At 47.2% G+C, this 17,624-nt stretch carries 17 protein-coding genes; 2 read left to right on the top strand and 15 right to left on the bottom strand.

Features of this window, described 5'->3' with window-relative positions; all coding sequences use genetic code 11:
- The first annotated feature begins 82 nt into the window (after positions 1 to 82).
- A complete protein-coding gene (locus LAJLEIBI_RS08690) occupies positions 83 to 826 on the top strand; it encodes a transposase (protein ID WP_040434573.1) in 744 nt (247 codons plus the stop codon).
- A 51-nt stretch (positions 827 to 877) separates the two neighbouring features.
- Here the strand turns inward: LAJLEIBI_RS08690 and LAJLEIBI_RS08695 are convergent, their stop codons facing one another.
- The 11 genes from LAJLEIBI_RS08695 to LAJLEIBI_RS08740 form a co-directional block, all read right to left on the bottom strand.
- A complete protein-coding gene (locus tag LAJLEIBI_RS08695; RefSeq protein WP_006441426.1) occupies positions 878 to 1,588 on the bottom strand; it encodes a TIGR03936 family radical SAM-associated protein in 711 nt (236 codons plus the stop codon).
- The gene (locus LAJLEIBI_RS08700; RefSeq protein WP_040434575.1) at positions 1,560 to 3,434 is read right to left on the bottom strand and encodes a TIGR03960 family B12-binding radical SAM protein; all 1,875 of its coding nucleotides are present in this window, start codon (positions 3,432 to 3,434) and stop codon (positions 1,560 to 1,562) included. Before LAJLEIBI_RS08700 ends, LAJLEIBI_RS08695 begins: the two co-directional genes overlap by 29 nt.
- 121 nt (positions 3,435 to 3,555) lie before the next feature.
- Positions 3,556 to 4,269, bottom strand: a complete 714-nt coding sequence (locus LAJLEIBI_RS08705; protein WP_040434577.1) for a hypothetical protein — start codon at positions 4,267 to 4,269, stop codon at positions 3,556 to 3,558.
- A gap of 65 nt (positions 4,270 to 4,334) precedes the next feature.
- Positions 4,335 to 4,988: a DUF1905 domain-containing protein gene (locus tag LAJLEIBI_RS08710; protein WP_006441429.1), complete on the bottom strand. Its 654-nt coding sequence runs from the start codon at positions 4,986 to 4,988 to the stop codon at positions 4,335 to 4,337.
- A gap of 5 nt (positions 4,989 to 4,993) precedes the next feature.
- Positions 4,994 to 5,170, bottom strand: coding sequence for a hypothetical protein (locus LAJLEIBI_RS18065; protein ID WP_006441430.1), 177 nt, complete (start codon positions 5,168 to 5,170; stop codon positions 4,994 to 4,996).
- 45 nt (positions 5,171 to 5,215) lie between these two features.
- Positions 5,216 to 5,674 carry a VOC family protein gene (locus LAJLEIBI_RS08715; protein WP_006441431.1) on the bottom strand — a complete coding sequence of 153 codons (459 nt, stop codon included), beginning with the start codon at positions 5,672 to 5,674 and terminating at the stop codon, positions 5,216 to 5,218.
- On the bottom strand, positions 5,671 to 6,255 hold the full coding sequence (locus tag LAJLEIBI_RS08720; RefSeq protein ID WP_006441433.1) for a DUF6434 domain-containing protein: 585 nt from the start codon (positions 6,253 to 6,255) through the stop codon (positions 5,671 to 5,673). Before LAJLEIBI_RS08720 ends, LAJLEIBI_RS08715 begins: the two co-directional genes overlap by 4 nt.
- Positions 6,256 to 6,285: 30 nt before the next feature.
- Entirely contained in the window at positions 6,286 to 6,903 is a 618-nt protein-coding gene (locus LAJLEIBI_RS08725) for a type 1 glutamine amidotransferase family protein (RefSeq protein ID WP_040434580.1), read from the bottom strand.
- 31 nt (positions 6,904 to 6,934) lie between these two features.
- Entirely contained in the window at positions 6,935 to 7,354 is a 420-nt protein-coding gene (locus LAJLEIBI_RS08730) for a pyridoxamine 5'-phosphate oxidase family protein (protein ID WP_040435269.1), read from the bottom strand.
- A gap of 119 nt (positions 7,355 to 7,473) precedes the next feature.
- Positions 7,474 to 7,962, bottom strand: a complete 489-nt coding sequence (locus tag LAJLEIBI_RS08735; RefSeq protein ID WP_040435270.1) for a hypothetical protein — start codon at positions 7,960 to 7,962, stop codon at positions 7,474 to 7,476.
- Between the two features lie 211 nt (positions 7,963 to 8,173).
- Positions 8,174 to 10,426, bottom strand: a complete 2,253-nt coding sequence (locus tag LAJLEIBI_RS08740; RefSeq protein ID WP_006441437.1) for an ATP-binding cassette domain-containing protein — start codon at positions 10,424 to 10,426, stop codon at positions 8,174 to 8,176.
- Between the two features lie 240 nt (positions 10,427 to 10,666).
- Here LAJLEIBI_RS08740 and LAJLEIBI_RS08745 point away from each other — a divergent pair, with 240 nt between their 5' ends.
- The gene (locus LAJLEIBI_RS08745) at positions 10,667 to 11,530 is read left to right on the top strand and encodes an AraC family transcriptional regulator (protein WP_006441439.1); all 864 of its coding nucleotides are present in this window, start codon (positions 10,667 to 10,669) and stop codon (positions 11,528 to 11,530) included.
- Positions 11,531 to 11,640: 110 nt separating this feature from the next.
- On the opposite strand, the gene LAJLEIBI_RS08750 is transcribed toward LAJLEIBI_RS08745, so the two are convergent.
- The 4 genes from LAJLEIBI_RS08750 to rfbD all read right to left on the bottom strand — a co-directional run bounded on the left by LAJLEIBI_RS08750 (position 11,641) and on the right by rfbD (position 17,528).
- Positions 11,641 to 12,162, bottom strand: a complete 522-nt coding sequence (locus tag LAJLEIBI_RS08750) for a hypothetical protein (RefSeq protein WP_187120275.1) — start codon at positions 12,160 to 12,162, stop codon at positions 11,641 to 11,643.
- 98 nt (positions 12,163 to 12,260) lie between these two features.
- A complete protein-coding gene (locus tag LAJLEIBI_RS08755) occupies positions 12,261 to 15,275 on the bottom strand; it encodes an ATP-binding protein (protein ID WP_006441441.1) in 3,015 nt (1,004 codons plus the stop codon).
- A 93-nt stretch (positions 15,276 to 15,368) separates the two neighbouring features.
- Positions 15,369 to 16,667, bottom strand: coding sequence for a dicarboxylate/amino acid:cation symporter (locus LAJLEIBI_RS08760; RefSeq protein WP_006441442.1), 1,299 nt, complete (start codon positions 16,665 to 16,667; stop codon positions 15,369 to 15,371).
- Positions 16,668 to 17,528 (bottom strand): dTDP-4-dehydrorhamnose reductase, encoded by an 861-nt coding sequence (gene rfbD, locus LAJLEIBI_RS08765; protein ID WP_006441443.1) that lies wholly within the window; start codon positions 17,526 to 17,528, stop codon positions 16,668 to 16,670.
- Between the last annotated feature and the right edge of the window lie 96 nt (positions 17,529 to 17,624).

The raw sequence follows: 17,624 nt of genomic DNA on the forward strand, positions 1-17,624 counted from the left end.
AATTCTCTCCTTTTTCTGAATTCTTCTGGTCTTTTTATTATAACTGTGATATCATGTTTGCACAATAAGAAAGGAGGTAACTATGCCGAGAAAACCGAGAATGCGAAGCTCTACAGATATGTATCATATTACAAACCGCGGCATCAACAAAGTCAACATCTTCAACTCTGAAAATGATAAGAAACAGTTCTTACGTATCTTACATAAAACATGTAAACAGTATCCAATTGAAATCTATTCTTATTGTGTAATGTCAAATCATTTCCATTTGCTTCTGAGAATTCCTTTTGCCGAGCTGTCCGCTTTCATCCAACAGATTTCCACTACTTATGCAGTGTATTACAATTTCAAATATAATAGAGTAGGTCATGTATTTCAGGGACGTTATCACAGTGAGACTGTTGAGAGCGAAAGATATTTCTGGTGCTGTGTCCGCTATATCCATCTCAATCCAGTTCACGCCTCACTTGCACCCTCTCCTGCACATTATAAGTTCAGCAGTATGAAAGAATATCTCAAAAAATCCAGACTTCTTCTCCATCCGAAAGCATTTCAGCTATATATCCAAAATTTCCCGGGCGCCGCCGATTTCCAACAATTCCATAACAATCGTGACCATTTCATCTATATTGATACGCCTGAAGAATTGTTTGCCAGAAAAGAACTGCTTATTGACGAATGCGCAAAAATTTTCCTGGCGGGAAAAAATCTGCCTTCCAAAGAAGCAATCTTCTGGTCTCCCGAGTTAAAGAAAGAGTTTATAACATATGCGTCAGACAACTTAAAGGTATCGAAAGCAGAAGTCAGTCGATATGTTAAATTTTGAAAGGGGTCAGACCCCTATGCGCATAGGGGTCTGACCCCTTTCAAATTCCTTTCAAATTTCAAGCGCATCAAGCGGCACGAGCTGGCTGTCTTTTCTGGCGTATACTTCGAGTCTGTGATAGTGTACGGGTATTTCTGCCATATCAAGTCCCATATATGTGCCAAACGCTTCCATTACAAGGTCAGGTTTCAGATTTTGTTCGCTTCCGGTGGCGAGCAGCAGATAGATACTGTCCTCGCTCACTTTTAACTCGTAGATCATTGGTTTTATGTCTACTTCTTTTTCACTTCGCTTCGTCTTTTTCCATACGACGATCTGTTCTTGATCCATGAAAGATTCTGCCTGCTCCGCCCACGATTCGGGCAGTTTTTTTGTGACTTCAGACGTCCGGAACGTCTCCGGAAGTGTCACTTGATAACCTGCGGCTGCCACGATGGTCATGCCGCTGCTTTTCTTATCGTCTGCTATTCTTACAAAACTGACAACTTCGATTCCTTCTACCATGACTGAGTTGAGCTGGCTTACGGCATCGTCAGGTGAGATATTCCCGGTCAGTTCAATATCGAAATACTCTGCATCACTTGTGATTCCAATGCCAAGCGGCTGTGCGAACGACATGACCATATGCGGACTGTAGCCCGATGTAAACGCTATCGGAATCTCTGCCCGCCTCATAGCCTTTTGAAAATAACGCATGACATCCAGGTGGCCGATGAACTTCATGACCCCGAACTTACGAAACTTGATTCTTGCTTTCAACACAGACACCTCCTCCCCATATGGCCGCGCCGCAGCCGGAACATTTCTGCCGGCAGTTCAGAGTGACCTCTCCGTCCATGGCACGTTTCCATTCCTTTATGAGGAACTCTTTCGTCACACCGATATCGATAAAATCCCACGGAAATACTTCTTCCAGGGAACGCTCCCTCTGATTATAAAATGCAATATCAACGCCGGTATTATCAAATGCCTGCATCCACTTTGCGTTGTCAAAATGTTCACTCCAGGAGTCATACAGACAGCCGAGGCGGTAAGCTTCCTCAACCACAGCCGCTGTCCTGCGGTCTCCCCTTGCAAATACGCCTTCCAGCACCGTGACCTCCGCATCGTGCCAGTGATAACGGAGACTTTTCCGGTTCAGCTGGTCATTGAAGGCCCGTTTCACCGTGGCCGCCCTGGAAATGTATTCTTCATTTGTATACATTTTTGCCCACTGAAACGGTGTAAACGGCTTAGGTATAAAGAAGGAAGAGCTTGCCGTGATCTGACATTTTCCGCTGCGCTCCTCTTTCGGGATCTCGTAATATCTTCTCGCCACCTTGTCCGCCAGAACGGCGATCTCCTTCATATCCTCTTCCGTCTCGGTAGGAAGTCCAAGCATAAAGTAAAGCTTCACCTTGCTCCAGCCTCCCTCAAAGGCCTGTCCTGCGCCGCTTATGATATCCTCCTGCGAAAGTCCCTTGTTGATGACATCGCGCATCCTCTGGGACCCAGCCTCGGGGGCAAAGGTAAGACTGCTTTTCCGGATATCCTGCACCTTGCTCATAACATCCAGTGAAAAAGCGTCAATGCGAAGTGACGGCAGGGAAATATTGATCCCCTTCCCCTTAAATTCATCGATGAGAAATGCCACCAGTTCCTGCAGGCAGCTGTAGTCACTGGAACTGAGCGAACTGAGGGAAATCTCCTCATGTCCGGTGCTTTTCAGCATTTTATAAGCATATTCTTTGAGCACGTTTACATCCCGCTCCCTCGTAGGACGGTAAAGCATACCGGCCTGACAGAAACGGCAGCCGCGGATGCAGCCGCGCTGTATCTCCAGCACAACTCTGTCCTGGGTTGCTTTGATAAATGGCACAACAGGCGCCTCCGGGTAAGGGATTGCCGTCACATCCATGGCGGCCTGCTTTTTGATTTTTGCTTTGGCATGCACATTATTCGGAACAAATGATGCGATCGTCCCGTCGTCGTTGTAGGAGACATCGTAAAAAGAAGGCACATATATGCCTTCTATCCCGGCGGCCGCCTCGAGAAATTCTTTTTTTGAACCGCCTCTCTGCTTGATGTCCTTATAAACATCCAGCAGTTCATCATAGACCGTCTCCCCTTCTCCCATATAGAAAAGGTCAAAAAACGGTGCCAGCGGTTCCGGATTATACGTACAGGGTCCGCCTCCGATGACGATCGGCCCTTCCTCTCCACGTTCCTTTGCCTTTAAAGCCAGTCCGCTCAATTCCAGTATCTGCAGGATATTCGTATAGCACATCTCATACTGGATCGTAATTCCCAGAAAATCAAATTCCTTGATATCGTCCTGAGATTCGAGCGCAAAGAGCGGAATCTGCTCGCTGCGCATAATATGATCCAGGTCTGTCCACGGAGAATACACCCGCTCACACCAGACATCTTCTCTGCGGTTGAACATATCATACAATATTTGAATGCCCAGATGGGACATGCCGATCTCGTACACGTCGGGGAAACACATAGCAAAGCGTATCTCCACCTTACTAACGTCCTTAATTACCGAATTCACCTCATTCCCAATGTATCGGGCCGGCTTTTCGATTTTTAATAATATATCATCTCTTAAAGCTAATTTTCTCATGTTGTTCCTCTCATGTTTTCTGCTGATGCATAAATACAGCGTTGATGTAATCTTAGATATTATATCCATTTTGAGGAAGAACTTCAAGTAGATATTGAAGCAGTAACCACGACTTTACTTTTCAACTGAGATAAACGGTGGAAAGGTATAGTAATTTCTTTTTCTGTACTCGATCCCATTCCTGGTCCTCGCACCAATATACCATGTTGTCTGAAGCATCGAATACCATGGATACCACGGTTGGGCATACGGTTTGTGCGGTTGCCTTTAAAATAGCAAAGCAGTCCGAAACATTAAGATCGTCTTTTTTATTCTCAAGCATTTCCGCAGCCTTATTGTACCTGTCCCACCCCATCCACGGATGCTGCTCTGTATCACCCTTAAAGGGAGAAAAGTTAGTCAGGACCGCATATTCAGGTTTTGAAAAATACTGATATCCCTGTCCCGGAATGATCCGCAGAACATTCCCGTCTTTATCTGAAAGCTGTGATTGAAATGTCACGCCTGGAACGCTGTAAACAGGTTCGCGCTCAACGATATCTTTGATCTCATTTAACGTCTTTTTACCAAGAAGAAGATCAATATCCAGCGTAATGATATTATGACAGTCCTCGTTCACAGGATTACTTCTATCATCAAATGGCCAGCAGGTCGGCATGGCTACAAAATCACCTCTTGCATTAGCGCCAAATAATGGCAGCCACCCTTCTGTTTTATCATTTATAGCAATATAAACCTTATCATCTTCAGCTACAACCTTGTGATCCATATCTGAAATATCAAGATTCCAGCCAATAATCGTTTTCTTTTTATTTGAAATTATACTTGTACACATCTTATACTCCCCCTGCCCCTCCATAATTTACCAATGTATGGAAAGCAATAATACACCGGCCCTTGCTAGATAATGATCCGCAAATAACCGATGACTTTATTTGTATCAATTCCCACTGTATCATAGTACCTTCCTTTATAAAAAAGAGAAAAATGATTCTTTTGTTCACTCTTCACATTAACGATACAGCAGTCCGGCAATGTAACCTCCTTGCCTTTCGTGTAAATGATTTTACCTTCGTGTGAAATTCCAAAATAATCCAATGTCTCTATTAATTTAGAAAAGGAACACTGCCATGCCCCTGCCTGCATGATCTCAACAATTTCATCTACGCTGAGCCCGGTAAGCATAGCGATACAAATTTGGCCGCAATATCCGTTTTTTGGATAAGTTATATGACGGATGCCGTCAATTTTTCGTATAGGATCCTCCTTCGTATAAGGACTGTCATGATTGATCCGAGTCAGGCCGTTAATGACCTCAAAGCAGACGCCTGTCTCATGATTGCTGTCAATCTTATTTACAACAGACTTTTTAACAGGAATGTAGTAGTTACCCGCCCCTTTTGGAATAAGTCTGCACTCAAATTTATGATCCTCAACGGACACTTTGACGGGCACCAGTCCTTTTTGGCCGCATTCTTCCCAGATATTAAAGGGAATTTTAATAAAATACCGGTTCCCTTGCCTCAATAATTTTTCTGTAAATGTGTATTTCATAATACTCAGTTACCTTTCCGGCACTTGACCGTGCTGTAAATAAACGAAAATATCCCGATCAACATTACAATACCGTCTGCCCTGATGATCCAGTCTGCCAGAGAAACAAGGAAGGTATTCACCCCCATTATGATCAATGAAACAATTAAAATAATGATACTCGCCGACTGAATCTTTTTCATCCGTTTCCCTCCGACTTATAATTTTAAGCTTTCAACAGCTTTAATTCATCTCAAACATGCATTCACAAATTTTACCGGTACATCCATGCGTTCTGCAACCTGCTCTGGTGTCATGCCACTATCTGAGAAGCGTTTACAGACAACTTTTATATTTTCCCCGACTTCGATAATATGCCTGTCCGGATCATAGATACGGACCACGCGCTGTCCCCATGAATGTTCCTTAACAGAGTGGACATATTCAACGTCCAATTTTTCCAGTTTCTCTGCAAACGTATCAAAGTTGTCTTCTTCAAAATAAACTTCCGCGTTATTTGTACCAAACGAAATGTCGCTCCTGCCTGTGAAGTCTTTCCATGTTTCCGCTGTCTGCAGAGACAGACCGCCGGTTAAAGTTTTATTCGCCCCAAAATCCATGATCACATGAAGTCCGAGCACTTTTTTGTAAAACTGAACCGACTTATCCATATCGGTCACAACTAATAAAGAATTTTTAAATTTCATGATCCGGCCCCCCATATTGCCGCAAGGTCTGCGCGTTCATAACGGTTATGTCCCTGCATCTGCTTTTTATAGTTCCAGCACTTTATCGCTTCTTCTAAAGATCTGCCCTGATTATCCGCAAAGAAATCACGGATATAGGTGTTGTATTCAAATTGCTTCTCTATTTTCGTTTTTCCTTTTTTCTTATCTTCGAGAATTTGTTCATAAGCTGCGACTGCTTCTTTATAAGTTTTGCCGGCATTATTTTTTAACCATTTTTGAAAGGCAACATTAAATGTAAAGCGGTTTCCGATCTGCTCCTTAAAAAACGCCCTGTGCCTTTCAGAACAGACAAAGTCCGGTTCGATCTCTGTATCTTCCTGAATGTCAGTGATTTCCGCCGCCCTTTTCCGTGAGGAAGAGGGAGACTGGATTTTGCCGGTATCAAGGAAATAAGCGATCCTGTCTGTTATTTCAATCTTCCCTCCGGACGCAGGCAGACCGTTTTTTCTGCAAAAGTCCACCAATTCCTCTTTTAAGTAATAAAAATCCCGAAATGTCTTGCTGTCTAACTCTCGGTCTAAGGCTGGTCTTTCATTCATACCTTTCCCCTCTCCATGTGCCGTTCTGCTTTAACTGTTCCACGTCGCCGCATCCTGCGGCATGGCGGCTTCATAATAACCAAGTTTATGAAAATTGTACCATTCTGTGATTTTTTCTTCGGGCGCGGCCTTTAAAGCGAGCAGAACTTCTTTGGCAAATTCAAGCGGCGCGGTGCCGTTTGCTGTGATTACATTCTTATCACGGACCGCCTGCCGCGTCACGTACCGTTCCTCTCCTGTATACATTCCGCCTGCCCACTGCTTTAGATCATCCAGATCGTTGCTCGTATGCTTGACATTGTTCAGCGCCCCGGTCGTCCCAAGAAATGCGGAAGCATCGCAGATTCCTCCCAGGACTTTCCCTTCTGCCAGACAGCTGTCTACCAGAGGCCTGATCTTTCCGGCGTTTTCATTTCTCCAGGCCATACCTCCGATCAATATAAGGGCCTCGTAGTCGGACGGCACAGACTCGATACTGTGATCAGGCACCACATGAAACCCTCCGATCGATGTAACCATATCTGTTGACAGAGATACCGTTTTAACATCGTATTCTCCCATTCCGAGCATATAGACCGCGGAGGAGAGATAAGCTGCCTCCCAGTCCGCAAACTGTTCTAATATAACAAATAAAATCTGTTTTTTCATGTTATTCCTTTCTTTTTTCAAATGCATCTTTTCAATTGATCTCAAAAGTTTCTGAATGAAAATTTGCATAATAGCGCCCGCTGACTGCTGTAAACTTCAGAACACAATAGTCCGGATCCGTTACACCTTCGGGATAATACATCGTGTCACCTTCCTGCCAGATCATTTCTTTGCTGTCAGAGTCCTCCAATACTTCCATATGTCCGACCAGCATAACACCTCTGAAGAAGCGCCTGTCGCAGAAGTAAATGCTGGCATTTGGATTATTTCTATATTGAGCCACCCGCATGGAAGACGTGTTTGTTGTAAAATAAAATTCCCGGATGCCTGTCCGTTTACGGGGCGGGAGCATCGCTTTCATGTTGGGAAAGCCATCCTCTGAAACAGAGGCAATAAATGAGACTCCCTGTTTATCAATTAAATTTCCGATTGTTTTTTCAGCGTCACGCAGCATGTTCTTATTCTCCTCTCAATTGTTATATGAATCAATTCTACCATATTTTACTTATTTTTTCTTGTATTATATGGCACAAAAAATACTTATGAGACATCTCATAAGTATTCCGGTTTTTAGTTCCAGCTGGATCTCTCGCAAGCCTCGATTTCAGATAATATCAACGATTGGATATACGGATTATTTTGCGGACAGACCAAAAACATAAAAGCGCCGTTACGGCATTTTTGATAGCGCTCACCTTTCAGCCTGAAGTCATACCCCATAGAACATCTGGGATTGCAGGAATCCGGGACGGCCAGACGCTTACATATCGGAGCATCCTGAACTGCATGAATCATTTCATCCGGCAGCGTTTCCAACAGCTTTTCATATTGACCGGCATGAGCCCCATAGATCCGCACAAGCATTCCCTTTTTTCGGAACACATAATTTGAGATGGTCTTCTTATTGTAAATGTAAGAAACCATGTAGCCACTTTTGGCTGACTTGATCTCTGTCCTGCAGCCGAGTTCTGTCAGTCTGTTATGTAATTCCTTGACAAAATCCTGGCTTTCAACAGGTACAGAAGTAATGAAATCATTGAATTCAATTTTCTTGTCCATAGTCATAAATTCCTCCGTTATTCTCTAAATTATATTCACTATTCCCTGTTATTCTGGCAAATGTAATACCGCGTCTTTCATACTTGATCATAACTTATCTGCCAGAGTGTTTCCTCTCTTTTGACGCACCGTTTTGAGAGCTTATGTGATTTATTTTAACATCTGCCTTCAATCTTTTCATCAGGGGAATATTTCCAGCGTCACGATCTTTCTATTGCCCTTCTTCAATGCACGATGCCCGAAGGCAGCCGGCTGTCAGTGTTTTTGCGTTTCTGGCCATGTCCGCAGGCGTGCCGGTAAATACAACTTCCCCGCCGTTTTTGCCTCCGTCAGGACCGATGTCTATGATCCAGTCCGCCTGCTTCATCACATCCAGGTTATGTTCGATCACTATCAGCGTATTTCCCCGGGAAACGATCATATCAAACAGCTGCAGCAGATTTTTAATGTCGGACATATGCAGACCGGTCGTAGGCTCATCGAGCACAATGATACTGCCCCTTTTCCCCAGGTTCTTTGCCAGCTTGATCCTCTGCCGCTCTCCTCCGGAAAGGGTACTGAGCGGCTGGCCTAGAGTCAGGTAAGATAATCCTACCTGCTCCATCACTTTCAGGCACTTTCTGATCTTGGCATCCTCAAAGAGTTCCATTGCCTGTGAAGCAGTCAGGTTCAGCAGTTCGACGATGTTCCTTCCCTTGTATGTACAGGCAAGCGCCTCCTCACTGTACCGTGCGCCGCCGCAGGTCTCACATTCCGTGACGATCGGGTCCATGAAAGCAAGTTCTGTCACGATGACGCCTTTGCCGCCGCAGACCGGGCAGGCGCCGGCAGAGTTGAAACTGAACAGGCCTTCCGGCCTGCCGCTGTTTTGCGACATAAGTTTTCTTATCTCATCAAAGAAACCGAGATAAGAGGCCGGAGTGGAGCGGTTCGTTGCTGTGATGGGACCCTGGTCTACCATAACGGTATCACTTTCGTACTGTCCGGCAAATACGCCGGAAATGAGGGTGCTTTTTCCCGAACCTGCGACGCCGGTCACAACAGTCATGATCCCCAGCGGTATGTCCACATCTATATGTTTCAGGTTGTGCAGACTGGCATCCCGCACGGGCAGACTGCCCAACGGCTGCCGGAAGGACTCTTTTATCGGAAGGGACTGCCGCATGGCCTTTCCCGTCAGTGTATCGGAGCAAAGCAGTTCCGCATAACTTCCTGCAAAAACAATTTCTCCTCCGTTTTGCCCTGCCAGCGGGCCCACTTCGATCACATGGTCCGCGATCGAGATCACATCCTTGTCATGCTCTACAACAAGAATGGTATTTCCCTTGTCCCGCAGCCTCTCAAGCAGACGGTTCATGCGGTGGACATCGCGGGGATGCATTCCGGTGCTTGGCTCGTCAAAGATATACGTCATTCCGGTCAGACTGCTTCCCATATACCGGACCAGCTTCAGCCGCTGCGCCTCCCCTCCGGACAGAGACGGGGTCTCCCGGTTCAGATGAAGATACGGCAGGCCAATCTCAATCATTCTGTCCAGTCCTTCAATGATCGTCTGGACGAGCACTGTCACTGTCCGGTCTGTGATCTGCCGCAGGACTTTCCGAAGCAGAGTCAGCTCCATATCACACATGTCCGCAATAGAATATCCTCCTATTTTACAGTTCAGGGCCGCCTCATTCAGCCGTTTCCCGCGGCAGTCGGTGCATTCTGATTCCACGAGCAGGTTCTGGGATTTTTCTTTCGTATGCCTACTTTTTTTACTGATATCCCGGTTCAGAAGCGTTTTTGTGTACTTGTGGAACAGCCCGGCCACTTTCGGGTTCTCCGGCTCTCCCCTGCCGTCCCGGGATCCGTACAGAAGAAGGTTATATTCCTCCTTTGAATACTCCCTGACCGGCTTGTCCAGGTCAAACAGTCCCGATGCGGCGTACTGTTTCCAATACCAGGAACCGGGACGGTACAGAGTGTCCCTTACGCAGCCTTCATTCCATGATTTATCTGGCTCTAACAGAGCGTTTATATCAACTTGCGTGATCTTCCCGAGACCGGAACATGTCTTACACATCCCATTGGGATCGTTGAAGGAGAAGCAGGAGGCCGTGCCGGCACAGGGCTGTCCGATCCTGGAAAACAGCAGCCGCAGGCTGGCATACAGTCCGCTTATGGTGCCTACCGTAGAGCGGGCATTTCCCCCGAGCGGTGACTGGTCCACTACAACGGCCGCTGTCAGATTGTCAATGCGCTCCACGGCCGGTTTGGGATATTTAGGAAGCCGCGCCCTTACGAACGCCGGATACGTGGCGTTCATCTGCCGTTGTGACTCCGCGGCGATCGTGTCGAATACAATGCTCGATTTACCGGAGCCGGACACGCCGGTAAATACTGTGATCTTCTCCTTTGGAATTCTGAATGTGATATGTTTTAAATTATTTTGCGTAAGTCCGTGTACAATGATATCTTCCATTTATTTATACTCCTCCTGCCTGTTTTAAGCTGTCTCTCTGATCTGTGACAGCGCTGTCCCTTTATTTTACAAAATCCCTGCGTCATATACATGATATATTTTGCGGTCCTGTATATCCATTTTATGGTAAAGGAAAACAATATCCCTGCATAAGGTGTGATTTTCATAAGGTAAACATATTGCCTGTGGAGATATAAAATGCACTGTGATACAATATAAGCAGCAAAAGGAGGTGTCTGCTTGAAACAATATTCCCCTTTAGAAAGGGCATTGGAATATATCGAAGAACACTTAAACGATAACATCGGACTGAATGAGGTATCTAAGGAGACAGGTTACTCCTACTACTATATGACGAGGCTGTTTACCTCTGTTTTAGGCGAATCTGTCGGCCGTTATATCAACCGTAGAAAGCTATACAATGCGTCCAGGAAGCTCATAGATACCGACGAGAGGGTCCTTGATATTGCGGTTGACTGTGGTTTTGCATCGTCGGAAGCATTCAGCAGAGCCTTTAAGAGCGAATTTGGAAGTAGTCCGGCAGAATATCGAAAAGCAGGGGCTGATCTGGTGGTGAACGCCAAAAGAGAACTTGTGCCGGAAGATGTATATCATATTGCGCATAATATTTCCCGTTCCCCTGAGATCATCATGACAGATGAGACAAAGGTCGCCGGAGTCCGGGGAACGACTTCTCTGTCGGATAACCGTATCCCTGAAATATGGAAGCAGTTTCTGCTTTTTCCAAAAGAGCTTTTCGATGGAGCGGACGTAGGATATGGCATCTGTGAAACAAAAAGGGCCGTTTATACAAGAGACGGCGACGTATTGTTTACAGTCATGGCCGCCGGAGCGGTGGACACTTTTGAGAGTCTGCCGCGGACACTGGACAGAAAAATTCTGAGCGCGGGGAAATATGCCGTTTTTACCCATCGGGGAACTTTTGCAAACTTGCATAGGACATATCGGTATATTTTTGGAACGTGGCTTAAGACAGCCGGTGAGGAATTAGACGATCGGGAGGACTTTGAAATGTATCAACGGAAAATCGTATCGTATGATGATCCGGATAACGAGGTTAAAATATTTATTCCAATTAAGTGAAGAAAACATCAAATAATGAAAAGCAAATAAAGCAGGACAGCCCCAAAGGGTTATCCTGCTTTATCGTGCCTTTCCGCTTCTAATTTGGAAGACGTGTTATAGTTCTCAAATCATTTATTAAGCATTTCGCTGCCTAACCGTACAAGCGTCATGGAACGGTTCATATATCCTAAAGCAGGGAAGTTCGTATAAATACTCACTCCCACTTCATCTCCCGCGGACAAAGGAGCTTGAATGACAAACGTCGAACTGTCTCTGTTAGATATATTGAAAAAAGTAGAAATATCGCCAAAAACCGGTGCTCCGTTGACCGTGATCACCGCGGTCAAATAGGGCTGTTCCGGATCAGGCTCTGTCGTCGTTTCAGCATTGATGGAGACAGTTATCTGATAAACTCCACTTTCCAGAACCACTAATTCATTTCCGGACGCACTGACGGAAATCGTATCGGATAACGGTCCGGCCGTATTGAACGGCACCGGTGTCAATGACGTCCCTGGCGTCTCTGCCCGGCCCCCTCTTAAGGATCCAAATGCCCAAACAGCTTGTTCCCCGGGAACATCCGGTTGATCGCATGGTTTACATCCACAGGGAGCGTTACATTTATTACAATTATGATTTATTATATCCATTTTAGTCTCCTTTTCGGCACTGCGTAAATACAGTGTCATGCTCCCTAATATAGTATGTAAAGTCTGCTTCTATGGTGTTCTTTAAAACAGCCAATGTTTTATCTGTTCTTTTTTATACATGCATTCAGCGTAACCAGCATCTGTTCTACCTGAAGCGGTTTGGACAGATGTCCGTCCATCCCGCTTGCAATAGATTTCCTTGTGTCTTCGTCAAATGCATTGGCAGTGAGCGCAATGACGGGAACTGTACGGGCATCCGGCCTTCCTGAGGTTCGGATGCGCCTGGCGGCTTCCAGGCCGTCCATGACCGGCATGCGGATATCCATGAGAATGGCATCAAATGTGCCTGTTTCACTCCGGCAGAAGCACTCCAGCGCTTCACGGCCGTTAGGGGCGCATGTCACGTCAAAACCATGCATTTCCAGGATGGACTGCGCGATCTCTCTGTTCAGTTCGTTGTCTTCTGCCAGCAGAATACGCCGGCCGGTGAAGTCTGCCGGATGCGCCTCCATTTCCGGCTGTGTATCTGTTTCTTCCTCTTCTTCCTCCGCGTATCCAAGATGCAGTGTAAAGAAGAATTCCGAACCCTCTCCCACTTTGCTGTCCGCTTCCAGTGTTCCACCCATCATCTGTACGAGGCGGCTTGAGATCGCAAGTCCAAGGCCGGTCCCCCCGTTTCGGGCCGCTGTCGCGGGGTCTGCCTGTTCAAAAGCATTGAACACACGTGACAACGCCTCCGGCTCGATACCGATACCTGTATCGGCAACAGAAAACCGCAGCACTGCCATGGGGGATGCCTCCAGTTCTTCCACCCGAACCGTGATGCGTCCCTGTCCGGTAAATTTCAGAGCATTTCCGATGATATTGACCAGCACCTGATTTAACCGGAGACTGTCAGCGTTGAGGCGTCTGCCTCCGCTGTATTCATTGACAAAAATCAGTTCCAGATGCTTTTCCTCCGCCTGGGCTTTGAATAAATATTCCAGTTTCTGCATCAGCTGCACTAGATCCACAGGCTCATAATTAAGTTCCATCTTTCCGCTCTCAATGCGGGACATGTCCAGTATGTCATTGATAAGGCTTAATAGATAGGCATTGGCGGATTCGATCTTATTCAGGCAGTCCATAGTTTTTTTCCTGTCGTCCAGGACACTTTTGGCTATCGTTGTCATGCCGCTGATGGCATTCATCGGAGTGCGTATCTCATGGCTCATCCGTGAAAGAAAGTCTGTCTTCGCACGGCTCACCGCATCTGCTTTTGATTTCATGATAAAGGAAGGAACGATCTTGACCAGCTCTTTTAAAAGTTTCCGCTGCTCCTGCGTCCACTCATAATCTTCTACATCTATCTCAAAGCTCATAGAACCGACGTATTCCCCGTAATTCCAGATCCCTCCGTGGAGGCAGGACGCAATATGGGAAATTCCTTCTCTGACATTATGATCTGCCAGGCCATCCTCGTCATACATATTGGCACAGATATCAAAATCCTCTTCAGAGGCATAAAAGTCTTGTCCAAGCTGCAGATCATTCCGGTTTCTGGCCCACTGATAGGAAAACCGGTAGCTAAGATACGCCCGGTCCGCCTCGATGATAGATACCCGGTCAAACTGAAATGTCCTTCCGATCCGTGACAGGAGCAGAAACACTGCGTCGTCCAGATTTTTGGATTTTCCCAGCAGATCAAGGGCAAAAGACACAAGGTCATCGTCCGGCCGGGAAGTCTCCCGGTTAATGTCATTGACCGGATGACTGTCTGTATAGAGCTGCGTCAAAAAAACGCCAAGTTCATTGGAAGTATCCAGATAGCAGGCGGCCTGTCCTTTCCCGTTTTCCTTCACGTATTTTAACGTACTCTCGGCGCAGCGGTACAGGGCGTTATATTCATCCACCACCTCCGTGCTGCACATGCCGACACTGACGGATATTTGAATCTTCTTGTCCGTACTTACAAGGATACTGCGCACCTGATCGGCAATACGGGGCCCGATGACTGTAGCCTCCGCTTTGCAGCTGTTTTTAAAGAACACCATGAATTCATCGCCGCCGAGGCGGATCTGAATATTGTCCGGTCTGCTCTCCGACCGCAGAAGATCCGCCACCTCCTGAAGAAGCGCATTGGCAAAAATACTGCCCTCCGTCCTGTTGATCTGCTTGAAATCATCCATGTCAAACAGCATCATGACGCCATGTTCGCCCGGTTTCTTCGTCCTTAGATATTCCTTCACAAGCCGGATGCCGCTTTCTTTGTTATAAAGTCCTGTCAGTTTGTCCCGGGAGCGCGCTTCTTCCAGGGCGCATTCCATCTCTTTCTGCTTCGTAATATTCTCTACGATACCGATCACAAGTTTGGGCCGCCCATTTTCGCCGGTCTGTATGACAGACATTGTCTCTCTGCACCAGGAGCCTCCCTCCAGTATCTTAAACTCACAGGAAGCCGTGTGCGCGCCGTCCTGGATCCGCCTGTACATCTCGTAGAAGTCCGCCCTCGTCTCTTCGTCCACATGCTCCTTTGCAAAACTGCGCGGCATATCATCGTACCGCTCCCGGCAGTGATAGATTTGGCACGTACGTTTCGGCACGATACATTCTTTTGTCTCCGGGTAATAATAGATTTCACAAGTAGTCGTATGCTCCAGCGCCAGATGTAGGATCTCATTGCTCGCCTCCAGCTGTTCGGACAGCCGTCTGCTGCGCTGCTCGGCATTTTTTCTTTCGTTGATATCCAGGTACACGCTCTGGATGACCTCTTCACCGTCCACATCCACGATCAGTTCCGCGCTTCCGATGATCCAGCAGGGCGTGCCGCCCTTTTGGAGCAGACGGTATTCAAAGCTGATCTTATCTCCCGGCCTGCGAAGCTCTCTGAGAAGCCCCAGAATGTACGCACGGTCTTCCTCCGCTATCAGGACGTCCGCCGCCCATTCCCCGACAGACCAGAACTCTTCATGAGAATACCCGAATATGCGTACTGCCTCCCTGTTGGCCTTTTTAAAAACAGCCTTCTCGTTCGTCAGCCGGTACTGTACAATACCACACATGACAGACTGAAACAGATTGTTGTAATCGTCCATCTGTTTTATCTGGCCGCCGTCCTCTTTGCCTGGCTGCATCTAATCGCCCCTCTTTCCTGTGAGACCGCGCGGCCGGCTGCCGGCCGCGGTCACATATATGTTCCTAAAGCATATCATATCCTGCGGTCAAACTCAATGACCTGCACCGGCTGTCCGGCTGAATACATCCCTGTCCAGCGCTTTGTTCTGGTGTGCCACGATCGTCGTGCAGACAGCATCCCCCGTAATATTGACTGCGGTCCTTGTCATATCCAGTATTCTGTCAATGCCCATGATCAGTCCGATGGCCTCCACCGGAAGTCCTACGGAATTAAACACCATGGTCAGCGTGACAAGCCCGACACTTGGAACGCCCGCTGTTCCGATAGAGGCCAGTGTGGCCGTCCCGATGACGGTAATGTAATCTACGATATCAAGCTGTATCCCAAACGCCTGGGCGGCAAATACAACCGCGACTCCCTGCATGATAGCCGTTCCGTCCATGTTGATCGTAGCCCCGAGCGGTATGGTGAACGACGAGATCCTTTTCGATACTCCCATCTTTTTCGCAAGTGTGTCAATTGACAGAGGTATCGTTGCATTTGAGGTGGCTGTAGAGAATGCAAATGCCATGACCGGGAAAAAGTTTTTGATGAATTTCAGCGGATTCAGTCCCGTGAACAGCTTTAAAAGCCCCAGATAAACGACAAAGCACTGGACAGCCAGGGCGATCAGTACGCCGAGCATGTATTTCCCAAGCGGGACGAAAGCGGAGAACCCAATTCCAGCAAAGGTCTTGGCGATCAGACAGAACACACCGACCGGCGCCAGATTCATGACCATCATTGTCATTTCCATCATAATATCATTGAACTGACTGAAGAAATTGCTTACCGTCTCGGTCCGCTCTCCGAGCTTTGCAAGTATGACGCCGACAATAAGGGCAAATACGATGATCTGGAGCATACTGCCGTTTGCAAGAGAGTTGATCGGGTTGTCCGGAATGATATTGAGCAGCGTATCGGTCAGAGACACTGCTTCCGTGCTTCCCACATCTGCGGCGCCCGACTGTATTTTGGACATGTCCAGTCCCCGTCCCGGATTGATAATATTTCCTACGGACAAGGCCACAGTTATGGCAAGCGCTGTCGTACAGAGATAGAAGACGAGTGTGCGCACGCCCACAGTGCCGAGCTTTTTCGTATCGCCTATGGACATACTGCCGCATACGAGGGAACAGAACACGAGCGGTACGACGAGCATCTTCATCAGGCGGATAAATCCTTGTCCGATGACGTGCAGAACGCCGTTTACGATAATATCATCTCTCACAGAGCCGGCAGGCACTGCGTAGCATAGAATAATGCCGCAGACAGCCCCTGCGAGCAATGCTATAAAGATCTTTGTCGTAAGTCCTAATTTTTTCTTTGCCTCTATTTTGCTGTTTCCCATCTATCCGATTCCTCCTTTGTTCTTCCATTCCTCCATGTATTCCTCCAGGGATGCCCTCCAGTCAGGCATCTCGTACACATCGATGATCCTCAGTATGAAGTTGTCCAGCACCGCATAGGCCGGCCGCACCGATGCCAGTTCAGACTCTCTTGCCGGCACAGGCTTCAGTTCGATGTTCCGGTCTGCCAGCTTCAGGATCTCCTCTGCAAACTCGTACCGGCTGCACGTGCCTTTGCATGTGGCGTGATACGTTCCATATTCGTTTGTCCCGATCAGATAAAGGATAAGCCGTCCAAGATCCCGCGCGCTTGTAGGGGAACCGAACTGGTCCGCCGCGACGGAAAGCTGTTTCTGGCTCCCGGCTTTTTCCAGCACACTGTTCACAAAATTGTCTCCTTTTCCGTAGACCCAGTTGCTGCGCACGATAAAATGCTTGTGGGTAAATTCCTTCACATAATTTTCTCCTGCTCTCTTGGAACGCCCGTACACAGTGCGCGGATTCGTGTCATCAAACTCGGAATACGGCGTAGTGCTCAGACCGTCAAATACATCATCAGTGGATAGCTGGACGATCTTGGCTCCTGTCTTTCTGGCGACAATACTCAAGTTCCTCGCTCCAAGCGCATTCACTCTGTACGCAAGCTCCGGCTGTTCCTCACAGAGCGCTGTGTCCGTGACTGCCGCACAGTTTATGATCACATCCGGCCGGTTGATCTCACCGAAACTGATCACCTCGTCGGTATGCGTAATATCAAGTTCTTCTTTATCTGTGTTGAACACTTCGGCGTCAAGCGGATCCAGTACATCATTAATGGCAGTTCCGAGCTGTCCCCCCGCACCTACGATCCATACTTTTAACATAATCTCTCCTCCTGTATCTTATAATTTCATGCATCCATAATTTACGTGCAGTGTCATAGTTTCACACCATAATAAAAGCGTTGATTACTTTTAATC

Source organism: [Clostridium] hylemonae DSM 15053, assembly GCF_008281175.1.
GTDB lineage: Bacteria > Bacillota > Clostridia > Lachnospirales > Lachnospiraceae > Extibacter > Extibacter hylemonae.